Annotated in this window: 16 protein-coding genes and 1 rRNA gene; 6 read left to right on the forward strand and 11 right to left on the reverse strand. The window is 33.3% G+C overall.

All coding sequences use genetic code 11. From position 1 onward, the window contains the following. Window positions 1–188: 188 nt before the first annotated feature. A 5S ribosomal RNA gene (gene rrf, locus BUC31_RS15750) occupies window positions 189–300 on the forward strand. A gap of 168 nt (window positions 301–468) precedes the next feature. Next, complete coding sequence (trhA, locus tag BUC31_RS15755; protein ID WP_073246026.1) at window positions 469–1,101, forward strand: PAQR family membrane homeostasis protein TrhA; 633 nt, start codon at window positions 469–471, stop codon at window positions 1,099–1,101. A 22-nt stretch (window positions 1,102–1,123) separates the two neighbouring features. Here the strand turns inward: trhA and BUC31_RS15760 are convergent, their stop codons facing one another. Next, window positions 1,124–1,549, reverse strand: coding sequence for a DUF4268 domain-containing protein (locus BUC31_RS15760; RefSeq protein ID WP_073246028.1), 426 nt, complete (start codon window positions 1,547–1,549; stop codon window positions 1,124–1,126). Further along, window positions 1,550–2,221: a ZIP family metal transporter gene (locus tag BUC31_RS15765; RefSeq protein ID WP_073246030.1), complete on the reverse strand. Its 672-nt coding sequence runs from the start codon at window positions 2,219–2,221 to the stop codon at window positions 1,550–1,552. 94 nt (window positions 2,222–2,315) lie between these two features. Here BUC31_RS15765 and BUC31_RS15770 point away from each other — a divergent pair, with 94 nt between their 5' ends. Next, complete coding sequence (locus tag BUC31_RS15770) at window positions 2,316–3,485, forward strand: THUMP domain-containing class I SAM-dependent RNA methyltransferase (protein ID WP_073246032.1); 1,170 nt, start codon at window positions 2,316–2,318, stop codon at window positions 3,483–3,485. A gap of 221 nt (window positions 3,486–3,706) precedes the next feature. Here BUC31_RS15770 and BUC31_RS15780 read toward each other — a convergent pair whose 3' ends face one another. The 4 genes from BUC31_RS15780 to BUC31_RS15795 all read right to left on the reverse strand — a co-directional run bounded on the left by BUC31_RS15780 (window position 3,707) and on the right by BUC31_RS15795 (window position 7,750). Then, window positions 3,707–4,492 (reverse strand): DUF6048 family protein, encoded by a 786-nt coding sequence (locus BUC31_RS15780; protein WP_073246037.1) that lies wholly within the window; start codon window positions 4,490–4,492, stop codon window positions 3,707–3,709. After that, window positions 4,473–4,979 (reverse strand): DUF6452 family protein, encoded by a 507-nt coding sequence (locus tag BUC31_RS15785; RefSeq protein WP_073246039.1) that lies wholly within the window; start codon window positions 4,977–4,979, stop codon window positions 4,473–4,475. Before BUC31_RS15785 ends, BUC31_RS15780 begins: the two co-directional genes overlap by 20 nt. A 1-nt stretch (window position 4,980) precedes the next feature. Continuing rightward, complete coding sequence (rlmD, locus tag BUC31_RS15790) at window positions 4,981–6,393, reverse strand: 23S rRNA (uracil(1939)-C(5))-methyltransferase RlmD (protein ID WP_073246041.1); 1,413 nt, start codon at window positions 6,391–6,393, stop codon at window positions 4,981–4,983. Between the two features lie 184 nt (window positions 6,394–6,577). Then, window positions 6,578–7,750: a mechanosensitive ion channel gene (locus tag BUC31_RS15795; protein WP_073246043.1), complete on the reverse strand. Its 1,173-nt coding sequence runs from the start codon at window positions 7,748–7,750 to the stop codon at window positions 6,578–6,580. Between the two features lie 247 nt (window positions 7,751–7,997). Here BUC31_RS15795 and rocD point away from each other — a divergent pair, with 247 nt between their 5' ends. Further along, window positions 7,998–9,278 (forward strand): ornithine--oxo-acid transaminase, encoded by a 1,281-nt coding sequence (gene rocD / locus BUC31_RS15800; protein ID WP_073246045.1) that lies wholly within the window; start codon window positions 7,998–8,000, stop codon window positions 9,276–9,278. Between the two features lie 51 nt (window positions 9,279–9,329). Here rocD and BUC31_RS15805 read toward each other — a convergent pair whose 3' ends face one another. From BUC31_RS15805 to BUC31_RS15815, 3 genes are read right to left on the reverse strand one after another with little or no spacing between them, the layout of a single operon-like run. Next, window positions 9,330–9,641: a CCC motif membrane protein gene (locus tag BUC31_RS15805; protein WP_073246047.1), complete on the reverse strand. Its 312-nt coding sequence runs from the start codon at window positions 9,639–9,641 to the stop codon at window positions 9,330–9,332. Continuing rightward, window positions 9,642–9,980 (reverse strand): CCC motif membrane protein, encoded by a 339-nt coding sequence (locus tag BUC31_RS15810; RefSeq protein ID WP_073246049.1) that lies wholly within the window; start codon window positions 9,978–9,980, stop codon window positions 9,642–9,644. Window positions 9,981–9,997: 17 nt separating this feature from the next. Beyond that, window positions 9,998–10,336, reverse strand: a complete 339-nt coding sequence (locus BUC31_RS15815; RefSeq protein ID WP_317614963.1) for a DUF2752 domain-containing protein — start codon at window positions 10,334–10,336, stop codon at window positions 9,998–10,000. A gap of 26 nt (window positions 10,337–10,362) precedes the next feature. Between BUC31_RS15815 and BUC31_RS15820 the strand changes: the two genes are divergently transcribed. Beyond that, window positions 10,363–10,905 (forward strand): Smr/MutS family protein, encoded by a 543-nt coding sequence (locus BUC31_RS15820; protein WP_073246051.1) that lies wholly within the window; start codon window positions 10,363–10,365, stop codon window positions 10,903–10,905. Between the two features lies 1 nt (window position 10,906). On the opposite strand, the gene BUC31_RS15825 is transcribed toward BUC31_RS15820, so the two are convergent. Further along, window positions 10,907–11,413: a hypothetical protein gene (locus BUC31_RS15825; RefSeq protein ID WP_073246053.1), complete on the reverse strand. Its 507-nt coding sequence runs from the start codon at window positions 11,411–11,413 to the stop codon at window positions 10,907–10,909. Between the two features lie 104 nt (window positions 11,414–11,517). Here BUC31_RS15825 and BUC31_RS15830 point away from each other — a divergent pair, with 104 nt between their 5' ends. Further along, entirely contained in the window at window positions 11,518–12,663 is a 1,146-nt protein-coding gene (locus tag BUC31_RS15830; RefSeq protein ID WP_073246055.1) for a cysteine desulfurase family protein, read from the forward strand. Here BUC31_RS15830 and BUC31_RS15835 read toward each other — a convergent pair whose 3' ends face one another. After that, a complete protein-coding gene (locus BUC31_RS15835) occupies window positions 12,664–13,314 on the reverse strand; it encodes a hypothetical protein (protein WP_073246057.1) in 651 nt (216 codons plus the stop codon). Window positions 13,315–13,317 lie beyond the last annotated feature (3 nt).

Raw genomic sequence — 13,317 nt, forward strand, 5'->3', positions numbered from 1 at the left:
TGCCCGTCAGGCTTGCGCATACGCTCGTCCCGTTCTTAGGAACGGGGCGGACGACGATCTTTACTTCTTTCTTTTTATTACGAAAATTGCTTAATACTATAAGTGCTTCTTTCCTTTATAGGATCCTGTTCCATTCATGTCAACGATATTGCGGCGAAGGCCGCGATCGGGAATGCCCGATCTAAAACTTAGGTGGCCATGGCGACGGGGCCCACCCCTTACCATTCCGAACAGGGAAGTTAAGACCGTTTGCGCCGATGGTACTGCTATATCAAGTGGGAGAGTAGGTAGCCGCCTTTTTCGAAAGCCCTTTACAGTAATGTAAAGGGCTTTTTTTTATACCATAAAGTCAAGGTTAGGATTCATACTCTAATCTCTTGTTCTATTTTTGTCCTAAACTTCATAAGAATAATTATTCAATTGAATGGTTGATAATAAGATTGTTCGATATATTAAGAACCGATTTAGATGTCTTACTTAAAATCCTTAGAGAAAGAAGAAAAGTTCAATACCATTTCACACGGTATTGGTGCATTATTGGCTATTGTAGGTATGGTATTATTGATTAAGTCAAATAGTCATAAATCTGAGTATGCAACGTGGGGAATAGTAATATATAGTTTGTCATTAATAAGCATGTTAATAATATCTACGATATATCATGCAGTCGATAATAAAATTTGGAAACTAAGAATGAGAATTCTAGACCATATAAATATCTATTATCTAATAGCGGGCACGTATACTCCTGTAGCTTTAATAAAACTTATAAATGGTAATGGATGGTTGATTTTCTTTTCTGTATGGGGTATTGCTATTGTTGGGACTAATTTAAAGCTTTTTTTTACAGGTAAATTTGAAATTGTGTCATTACTTCTTTACCTGGCAATGGGTTGGCTAATAGTATTTGATTTTGAAAACTTAGTAGATAATACTTCTGAATTAGGAATTCAATTGTTGATGTTAGGTGGAGCTTTCTATACTATAGGTATTGTATTCTATGCGGTAAGAAAAATACCCTATAATCATTTTGTTTGGCACCTTTTTGTTTTAGCTGGTGCAATATGTCATTGGTTTTTTATCTATTTAGACGTTATTTAAGGGCTAGCTCTTGTTCTGTAAATTAAGAATCTATAATGTCTTTATATTCTTCGTAAAATGATTCTATTTTATACATAGAAGTATTCAAGAACTGCATAGTTTCTCTCCAACTGTTTTTATTGTGAATAGAAACATCCTTGATTTGAACGTAAATTCTTGAAATATCTTTTTGGTTATCTAGAATAAAGAAGTCTTCATAAATAGCTTCAGGAAGATATTCATCTATTAATATTGATTTTAGAGCTACCAGTTGGTCCCAAACTTTCACACGTTGTTCTAGATCTGAATCTACATCAATGGAAACCATTGCCATTTTTAAATTAAAATGAAACTTAAAGGATAGTCCTTTGACCTTAGTTTTATACAAAGTCCATTTATTTGGAAATGATTTTCCAAAAGCAATCCAAAATTCTTCACGTAATTTTCTAGAGTCTTCTTTACTAAACATTTATAAAAAATATGCGATTGTTATTCCTAGTATAATAACCAGTAACTTCCTTAAATTGAATTTATGACCTTCAGAACTTTCAAATAATATTACGGTAGAAATATGTAAAAATACTCCTATTACTAAAGCATTTAGATAAACACCGTATCTAGATAATAAATCAATGGTATGCGCTAAATAGGTGCCTAAAGGAGTCATTATGGCAAACAATACCATAAAGAGCCCGGCTTGCACTGGCTTTAAATTAGAACCTAAAAGGAAAATACTTAATATAATCGCTATTGGAATTTTGTGAATTAGAATTCCATAAATAATAGTATCATTGGTACCTATTGGAAGACCTTCAAGAAGTGAATGAATACAAAGACTGATAAAGAGTAACCATGGAAAATTTTGACTCTCTTTTGATATGTGTACATGACCGTGTTCTGCCCCTTTAGAGAAGAATTCTAAAAATATTTGAAATAGTATTCCTAACATTATGAAAACTCCAATGGACTTTGAATCAATAGTTGAATAAACTTCAGGTAGCATTTCAAATATTGTAAGTGCTAAAAGGAAAGCACCACTAAATGCTAGTAAAAGTTTAAATGATTCATTTTTTTGTGGCTTTGCTATAAAGACAAAAAGAAAACTAATTAACACTCCTAGAATTGGTAAAATATAAATCATGTAGATGCTAATTAAGCTTTTAGAAAAGGAAATAGGTCATTAATTAAACTAGCGTCAAAATTAGCGTATTTTTGCGGTACGAGAAAAGATGAATATGGGTAATAATTTTAAAATGGTCGCTAAGACCTTATTTGGTTTTGAAGAGCTTTTGTCTAAGGAACTTAGAAATCTTGGTGCTAGCAATGTTGTAGAGGGAACTAGGAATGTATCTTTTGAAGGAGATACTGGTTTTATGTACAAAGCTAATCTATGTTTAAGAACAGCAATTAAAATTATTAAGCCTATACATTCTTTTCGTGTTAGGGATGAAAATGATTTGTACAAGAAAATTTATGCAATGGATTGGACAGAACATCTTTCTGTCAGTGAAACCTTTGCTATAGATGCTACCGTGAACTCTGAGCAGTTTACACATTCTTTATATGTGTCTCAAAAGACAAAAGATGCGATAGTTGATAAGTTTAGAGAAACTGATGGTACAAGACCAGATGTAGACGTTAAAGATCCAGATCTTCGTATAAATATTCATATTCATAATAATGAGTGTAATGTTTCATTAGATAGTTCTGGTTATTCATTACATAAAAGAGGCTACCGTACAGCTACCAATATTGCACCTATAAATGAAGTTTTGGCTTCAGGGTTGTTATTATTAAGCGGGTGGGACGGACAGTCTGACTTTTTAGATCCTATGTGTGGTAGTGGTACCATGTTAACAGAGGCAGCAATGATTGCTTGTAATATACCGGCGAACATTAATAGAAAAGGTTTTGCTTTTGAGAAATGGACCGACTTTGATGCTGATTTATTTGAAAAAATTATTGATTCAAGCTTAAAGAAAACTAGAGAGTTTCATTATAAAATTATCGGTTACGATAAAGCACCTTCAGCGGTAAGAAAAGCTCAAGATAATATTGAGAATGCTAATCTAGAAGATTATATAACAGTAGAGCGAAAAGATTTTTTCAAAACAGAAAAAGAATCGCAAGGAACGCTTCATATGTGTTTTAATCCGCCATATGGTGAGCGTTTGGATATTGAAATGGAGAACTTTTATAGTGCAATAGGTGACACCTTAAAACAAGGATATCCAGGTACGAATGCATGGTTTATAACTAGTAATCTGCCAGCTTTGAAATATGTAGGCTTAAGACCTTCTCGTAAAATAAAAGTGTTTAATAGCCACTTAGAGTCTCGTTTGGTGAAGTATGAGATGTACGAAGGTAGTAAGAAAGCGAAGTATCAAAAAAACACAGAAGAATGAAGTTAAAGTATAAAGTTCTAATCTTTAATTTTTTAAGTTTCGCGGTGCTGTTTGTTTTATTTCGTTATATTTTATACGTTACCGTAACTATGAACTCTCTTTATTTATCTGCTATTGCTGCCATTAGCGCTTCTTTCTTAGCGCCTAAATTTGCTGTAACCAAAATAGAGGGTGTAGAGAAAATTGTGATGAAATGGATTTTTATAAAGGGCTTTAAAATTTTATAGGCGTTCTTTTGGTTTTGGTGGACCTTGTGGTTCGCTAGATAATTCAATCTTTTTCTTAATCTTATTTTTCTTTTTATAAAGCGGTAAGAAATAAGAAATACTGTAGTTATACCCTATCCCGAAATTACTATCCCAGGTTACCTTGTTAAAACCTGGTATCCAAAGATTAGGAAAGCGCTCATCTTCATTTTGACTTAAAATAAGACCTAAGCGAATACTTGCTCCCATATACAAATTGGAGAACACTTCCACTTTCGTGCCAAAAACGCCCTCTATCCATGTGGCATTAAGACCAGAGAATTTCTCAGGTACATCAGAACCGTTAGAAAATCCGTCTGGACTCCAGTATCTATTCGTATCAAAGTATTGATAATTATTAAGCGTATTGTCGAAAGTACTGAATGCTAATCTGCCACCCATATAAATTAAGTTTCGCTCACCGTACCAGTTTGCATAAGTATTTTTGTTTACACCTATTTTTAGGTAATTACCCGAGGTGGTGAAGTTATATAAGTCTTCTTGTCGCGTTTTCTCTTCTGTACCTAATTCTGCAGCCAAATATAAATTTTGCGTTAATCTATAATCAGCTACTATTTCGAAGCCTTTGTAATTATCATCTAAAGCACCTGTTATAATTCTACTTAAATCAATACCCAAACCTAAGCCATATGACTGTTTGTACTCAACAGTATCTTTGGGGTTTAGATCAATAGGCTTACTTTGGCTAAATACCGAACAAGTAATTAAAAGGAATAAAAGATTAATGAAATATCTTGACATGTGTAGAATCTGAGTTAGTGACTAACGATTTTGTTATTTCGATATCTTGAATCCAATTATCAGAATCGGCGGTTACATTTGCATCCAATTCATCATAGTTAACTACAAAACCACAACCACGAGATAGAAAGTCTTCAATTCTTGAGTATGAAAAATTAATGGTGTCAACGTTACCTGTTTCTGCCCCGTCATCATTAGCAGCGGAGTTTTTTATTAATATAAAGCTAGTAGTGTCTTCATCTGTTTTCAACGGAATTGATATAGTACTTAAATTGCTGCGGTCTGTAACGGTATTTACGGTAACCGTTTGACCAACACCAACGACTCTTAAAGTTGGTACTTCTTTTAAGGTAGCTGTATCTGAAATATCATAAAATTCTATGACAAGTAGGGGAGTGTCACCTTCTACGCAGATATCATCTTTCTCACATGATGATGCGGACATAATCCCCAGAAAAATTAATAATCCGATTTGAAATCTTCTCATTTTAAACTTTCTTTTCTAAAAGTACAACATTTTCTACGTGATGGGTTTGCGGAAACATGTCTACAGGCTGAACCTTGGTAATATCATACATTTCTTTCATTAGCTCTAGATCTCTTGCCTGTGTTGCGCTATTACAGCTCACGTAAACTACTTTTTTAGGCGCTATGTTCAGTATTTGCTGAACTACGTCTTTATGCATACCATCGCGCGGAGGATCTGTAATGATAACATCTGGGACACCGTTTTGAGCTATAAATTGTTCGTTGAAAACATTTTTCATATCGCCAACAAAAAAATCAACGTTCTCAATTTCGTTTCGTTCTGCATTTGCCTTGGCATCTAAAATTGCTTCAGGTACCGATTCTATACCCACTACTTTTTTTGCTTTTTTAGAAACGAATTGTGCAATAGTACCAGTGCCCGTATACAAATCATATACTAATTCATCACCTTTTAAATCGGCAAAATTTCTGGTAATTTTATATAACTCGTATGCTTGCTCTGAATTTGTTTGATAAAAGGATTTTGCATTAATCTTGAATTTCAACCCTTCCATTTCTTCAAAAATATGGTCTCTACCAGAAAAACAGATAATTTCTTGATCGTATATAGTATCGTTCTGTTTTGGGTTGATTACATATAATAAAGACGTAATCTCAGGAAAAGTTATAGAAAGATGATTTAAGAGTAATTCTCTTTTCTCTTTATCGTTTTCAAAAAACTGTACCAATATCATTATTTCACCAATAGATGATGTACGTATCATTAATGTACGCAGCATGCCATATTGATTTCTTGGATTAAAAAAGGTTAATCCGTTTTCAACTGCAAATTTTTTGGTTTCTAGACGTATTGCGTTTGATGGGTCTTTTTGTAGGTGACACTTTTTTATGTCCAAAATCTTGTCCCACATGCCAGGTATATGAAAACCTAAGGCATTTCTATCTTCAATTTGATTATCAGATTTTACTTCTTCAAGCGTTAACCAACGACTATCAGAAAAAGAAAATTCCATTTTGTTTCTGTAGAAGTATTGTTGTTCTGAGCCAAGAATTGGTGTGAGCTCAGGCAAATCTAAATGACCTATTCTTTTTAAATTATTTTCTACTTCTTTCTGCTTATAAAAAAGCTGGTGTTCGTAGCCCATATCTTGCCACTTGCAGCCTCCACAAACATTAAAATGCTGACAAACTGGATCTACTCTTTTATCTGAAAGACTATGAAAGTTAATAGCAGTTCCTTCAAAGTATGCTTTTCTCTTTTTGGTAGTTTGAACATCTACTACGTCACCTGGTACGGTGTTGTTTAAAAAAATGACCCTACCATCAGGAGCTTTGCCAATAGTTTTACCTTTTGCAGCAGCATCGGTTACCATTACATTTTCAAAAACTACTCGTTTTGTCTTTTTTCGCATGTGGCAAAAGTAAGCATCCGTTGGCATTTATTATAACTAATAAACAAAGTAGACCTGTTATATTTAGTTAAAAAAGTTAGTTTAATTAAGAGGTGAAGCTATGATTTGTTTTGTAGAAATGAAAAAGTCCGGAAACCTTTGTTATAAGATTTCCGGACTCTGAAAATTAAATAGGTTTTTGCTACTATTTAGTTTTATTGAATTTATTTAAAATTCTTTCCATTTGTTTACCAGCGGCTTCTCTACCTCCAAGTCCAAATGATAAAGCAATTGTTACAGCAATGGTACCTAGTGTAATACCAAAAGCCATATTTATTATTTCATCGCCAATACCCATTGTTTTAAGACCCATTGCCAAGAAAATAGCTAAAATGCACATTCTTACAATTGAAGCAACAAAAAGACTGTTTTCATCTTTAGCCATTGCTTTGTGAGCTGTAGAGGCTATCCAATTTCCTATGATTAAGATTACTAATCCGAAAAGAATATTTCCAGAAACTCCTACTAAAGTGTCTAGTACATTGGTAAGTTTTTCAAATTCTAATTTTTCTAATGCAGTGGTAATTCCGAAAAGAACAATGAAAAAATATACAACATTACCTAGAAGTTTTGCAAGGTTTGTGTTCGATGATAAGCTGCTTAAATTCATTCGGTTAACAATACCATCTAAATTTAAACTCTCTAATAAGTCTGTAACTAAGTTAGCAACAAATTTACCTCCAATAACGAAGATTAATAGAATAAGTACAGCAACAATTATTTTCGGAATTGCATTAAAAAATTGTTCTAACATATGGGTAGCTGGAACAGAAATAGCATCCATATTTAAAATATTTAAAGCCGTAATCAATAAGGGTATAAATATGAATATGAAAACAACTTTTTTAAGTATGTTGACTAAATTTAAATTCTCTGGTAGTTTTAATTTAGGTACAAAACTTTGTATAGTTTCACCAGAAAGACCTACTAGTTCAGATACTATGGTAGCTAGCATATAACCTATATAACCTACTAGTCCTGCACCAACAATATTAGGTATGTAATCTGTAAAGCCATTTAGTAAATTTTTGACCGGGTCTAAAACACTTGTCATGCCTAGTTTTTCTAGGGCTAGCATGAAAACAAAAATCATGATAAAGAAGTATACAAGTTTGCCTATAAAAGAAGAAAGCACAACTTTACCAGACCCTAGTTTACTATCAATATCAGTTCGTTTAATTAATTTGGTAATAAGTCTTTTCAAAAATCCGGCAATAAACCATCCTATAAGAAGGATAAGTATTGCGCCGATGGTGGTTGGTAAAAAATCGCCGACTGAATTTGAAAGGCTAGACATCATGTTCTCTAAATAATTCATAGTGTTCTTTTTATAATAAATTGGTTCTATTCATTAGGACACAAATTTTTGTTAAAGGTCACATTTTATCGTAGTTCATAGGTTCTTTTAAGTTTTATAGTGGTTCGAAAAAAATATTTATTATGTTTGTAATTCTACAGGATGATTTCTCTCCCACGCTGAATTTTCGCCCCGATGACTTTTCGGGATTTGAAAGGAAAAAGGTATAGAAGGAATTGCTAAAGTTTTATTTAAAGTAATTTTTATCATGTCAATTTTAGAAAACATCACTTCTAAGGATGCTATTGCATTAGAAGAAAAACACGGAGCTCACAATTACCACCCATTACCTGTTGTATTAAGCAAAGGAGAAGGTGTTCATGTTTGGGATGTGGAAGGGAAAAAGTATTATGATTTCCTTTCTGCTTACTCTGCGGTAAATCAAGGTCATTGCCATCCAAAAATTGTAAATGCAATGACAGAGCAAGCCAAAACATTGTCTTTGACCTCTAGAGCGTTTTACAATGATATGTTGGGTAAGTACGAGAAATATGCAACAGAAACTTTTCATTTCGATAAGTTATTACCAATGAATACAGGTGCAGAAGCTGTAGAGACGGCTTTGAAAATTTGTAGAAAATGGGCATATGAAGAGAAAGGTATTGCAGAGAATGCAGCTGAAATTATAGTTTGTGAGAATAATTTTCACGGGCGAACTACTACTATTATTTCTTTCTCTAACGATCCTGTAGCTCGTAAGAATTTTGGACCATATACAGACGGATTCATTAAAATAGAGTATGATAATTTATCTGCTCTTGAAGAAGTTTTGAAATCAAATTCAAATGTTGCTGGCTTTTTAGTAGAACCTATTCAAGGTGAAGCAGGGGTTTATGTGCCTTCTGAAGGTTATTTAAGCGGAGCTAAAGCATTATGTGAAAAGTATAATGTATTGTTTATTGCAGATGAAGTACAAACTGGTATTGCTAGAACAGGTCGTTTATTAGCAACTTGTGGTAATTGCTCTTGTTCAGATAAGCATTGTAGTGGTACACCTGAGATTAAACCAGATATTTTAATATTAGGTAAAGCATTGTCTGGTGGTGCTTACCCTGTTTCTGCTGTTTTAGCTAATGATGCCATTATGAACGTGATAAGACCAGGAAACCATGGTAGTACTTTTGGGGGTAACCCAATTGCTGCAGCTGTTGGTATGGCCGCTTTAGAAGTAGTAAAAGAAGAGAAGCTTGCAGAAAATGCCTTTGAATTAGGTGAGCTTTTTAGAGCTGAGCTGAATAAATTTATTCCTACTACAGATTTGGTTAATAGTGTTAGGGGTAAAGGTCTTTTAAATGCAATACTTATTAATGACAGTGAAGATAGTTCTACTGCATGGGATATTTGTATGGCGTTAAAAGAAAACGGATTACTGGCAAAACCAACGCATGGTAATATTATAAGATTTGCACCGCCATTGGTAATGACAAAAGAACAGCTTTTAGATTGTGTTTCTATTATTGTAAAAACACTGAAAGAGTTTAAAAACTAGTAATAAAAAATCCCCGATGTAAATCGGGGATTTTTTTTGATATTTATTTTCTTATTGAAAATCGGCTGTCATAAAGAAAGCCATTATCAATCCGAAGTAAAGAATACAAAACACTAAATATATTAGGGCTAAAGCTAGACCTACATAAGAGAGAATTCTTCCCGTACTAATATTTTCATATCCTCTATAATTACCAGGATTAGCCTCATAATGTCTCTTTGCTGTTTTAGCATTGCTTAAGCCGATAAAACTGAATATGGCACCGAAAGGACCACAGCAGAAAAGGGTTAATACAATAGATAAAATACCAAAAGTTAATGCGTTACTAGAACCTGGTATTTGTTGATATTCTGAATTGTTCATTTATTCCATTGGTATTCCAAGTTGTTCATAAATTTCAGAGGTCTGCTCTATATAAGCATCCCAACCGCCCATAGAAACTATAGAGTATATTGTCCATATTAGTGATAGAGCTCCCAAGACTAATCCGATTATAGCAACAATTTTAGTTGTCTTAAGCGTACTGAAGTTGGAATATTCTTGAGGATTTTCCTGATAAGTTTTAGTGTCTTTGTTTATTAATATTAAAGCAATCCCAGACATAATAACACCTCCAATACCTGCACTTACGCAGCAGCATAAAAAAGAGACGATACTCAGAATAAGAGCGATAGTAACATTAGGTAATTTTTGTTGTTCCATAATTTAAGGTTTAGTTATTAGATAAATTTTAAAATATAATTGGTTAGTATAAAACCTACGGTACTTACCATAAGAGTAATTGTAATTGCATTTGAATGTTTAAAAGGGTATAGCTTATTGAGCCCTAAAAAGCCAAAGAGTAATAGCATAGGGTAAATAGCAGGGTACATTAAAAAAGCTGAGATAAACTCGCCCTTTATTAAAAATAATAGTGAACGCTGTAAACCACAGCCTGGGCAATCAACGCCTAATAACTGTTTGGTAAAACAGGGTAGCATGAAACTTTCTAGTCCCAGAAAAATGATTAATGCCTTAATGCGCATCTGTAAATAAATTAATAGTCCGAAAATTACCATTATTTTTGTGTATTCAAAACAAAAACATGTCTCATTTTAATATTGGCGATACCGTAGAAACAATTGATGACGTCATTAAAGGCGTTGTTGAATCTATTAATGGCACTAATATTACCATGTTAAGTGACGATGGTTTTCCATTAACATTCGCGGCTCATGAACTTGTTTTAATTGCCGATGATATTAGAGTTTCTAATTATGAGATCGCTCAAATAAAAAAGGAAAAGGAAATACCTAAACGTAGAAAGACAACAGTTTTAAGGACTAAAGAACGTACGGCACCAAAAATGGAAGTTGATTTGCATATTAATCAACTAATGAAAAATCCTAAATCGGTAAGTAAGTATGATATGCTAAATCTACAATTAGATACTGCCAAACGTCAGTTAGATTTTGCCATCAGTAAACGAATACAAAAAATTGTGTTTATACATGGTGTAGGTGAGGGAGTATTGAAAGAAGAACTTGGTTATCTATTCCGAAAGTACGACAACGTTAAATATTACGATGCCGATTATCAAAAATATGGGCTAGGGGCTACCGAAGTATATATTTTTCAGAATTTTTAGATTACTCTGCAGTTGTAGTTACTGTACCAAACTCACTTATTTGTAAATCTGTAATTCTACTGCCGTTTTCATTTAAGAAGGTAATGCCGCTTAGCTGAATGGTATGGCTGTATGTAATGTCGTCTTCAGTAGTGGTCGTTACAAAAATACTACCTGCCTCTGCCTCAATTTCTTCTAGAACAGTTGGTGTAAGTGGTGGTGGTGAATCACAAAAATAACTACTGCTAACGGTCTCAGAGAAAATACGATAGGTAATTTGAGAACTTCCAGGAACTAGACTTTCAATTTCAGTAGTTGAAACTTCATTTTTTAAAAGTTCACTAGGAAGATTCAATATTAATGCCTCATCACCATTTATCTTGAACAAAACATTTTCGGTCGTAGCAGAAACATCATTACAACTTTGAATTGTATCGATACTATCAAAATCTACGGTTTCTATTTGAAGGTCACCATCATTACATCCAAAGAACAAAATCGAACAACCAATTAAGAGGTATTTTTTCATAATTCAAATTTAATTTAAAAATTGGAAATCTGTCTGTAGCATCACTGTCAATTATGGGTTAATTAACTATTTTTGTTCATTATTTATTTTAAGAGTAGGCTTATATGAAACATGTATATTTAGATAACGCAGCCACTACGCAAATTCACCCTAATGTTATTGCAAAAATGCAAGACGCATTAGGTACTTATGGTAACCCTTCTTCTACACATAGTTTTGGTAGAACGGCAAAGACAGCCATAGAAAGTGCTCGTAAAACTATAGCTAAGTATATTAATGCACAACCTTCAGAAATTATTTTCACATCTGGTGGCACCGAGGCAGATAATATGATTATTAGATGCGCCGTGCGTGATTTGAATGTAAAAACTATTATTACTACAAGAATTGAGCACCATGCAGTTTTACATACCGTAGAAGAATTAGAACAAAAGGGTTTAATTCAATTATTATATGTTGATTTGGATGAATATGGTAACCCAGATTTGGTACATTTAGAAGCACTTCTACAAAAAGATGAATCTAAAAAGTTGGTAAGTTTAATGCATGTAAATAATGAAATTGGAAATAAAATAGACTTAGAAGAGATTACTCTTTTGTCAAAAAAATACGGAGCTTTAGTTCATTCTGATACCGTACAATCTCTAGGACATTTTAATTGGGATGTAAAATCATTTCCTATTGATTTCTTAGCAGCTGCAGCACATAAATTTCACGGACCTAAAGGTATTGGTTTTGCTTTTATTCGTAAGAATTCTGGTTTAAGCTGTATGATATCTGGTGGTTCTCAAGAACGCGGACTTAGAGCTGGTACCGAGTCTTTTCATAATATCGTAGGTCTAGAAGAAGCTTTTATACATGCATATGATAATTTAGATGAAGACAAGAAATATGTTGAGGGGTTAAAATCTTACTTTATCGAGATGGTTAATAAAGAAATACCTGGTGCCAAATTTAATGGGCATTCGGGTGATTTAGATAAAAGCACGTATACTTTGGTGAATGTTTGTTTACCTATTTCTGAAGCTAAATCAATGCTACTTTTATTCAATTTAGATATGAAAGGTATTGCTTGTTCTAAGGGTAGTGCATGCCAGTCTGGTAGCGATGCAGGTTCTCACGTACTTACACAAGTATTATCTGCTGAAGATATGAAAAAGCCATCTGTACGCTTTTCGTTTTCTACTTATAATATCAAAGAAGATATCGATTATACGATTGGTGTTTTAAAAGATATTATAGAGGCGTAATTAATTTTTACGATCGCGTTTGCGCTCTCTCTCATAAGGGAATTTTCTAATAGCTAACTTCATCATACGATCAATAAGGTCGGTGGTGTTTTTGCCGGTCTTTTTATTAATTTCCTTTTCGTATTTCCATAGTAATTTACCGGAATCGCCATCGCTTATCTTAATGCCAATACGACCATAATTAGCACCGCCAGAGAAGTAGTCTGTAAAGCTGAATTCTGTAGGAACGCCGTTAGATAGTAGAATGTTCAAATCTAAAGTACCACTGATAATGCCATCTACCCCTAATATTTCACTTAGCTCTTTGGTGGTATACACATCAATATTGTCATAACTAATATTTTCCTTTGCTAGTATAGCAGCCGTATTTTCGATATTTTGAAAGGTTACAGGCAGCTTTTTCTTTTTACTACGTTTAGAGAAATACGTTTCTAATGCATTTTGTACAGCATAACCTTCGTTCTCTTCCAATCTTTTTTGTTCAGACTTAGAGATTTTTTCATTCAAGTCTAAATTGGTCAAGAAAGGTATAATGGCCAAAATATTATGATCAGCGCTCAAGTCATCAAAACTGGGGCTTTCATAAATGTTTTTCTGAGCCATAACGGCGAAAGAAGAAATAAATGCAAATAAGAAAAGTATTCTTTTCATCTG

The sequence above is a fragment of the Maribacter aquivivus genome (genome assembly GCF_900142175.1).
Classification (GTDB): Bacteria; Bacteroidota; Bacteroidia; order Flavobacteriales; family Flavobacteriaceae; genus Maribacter; species Maribacter aquivivus.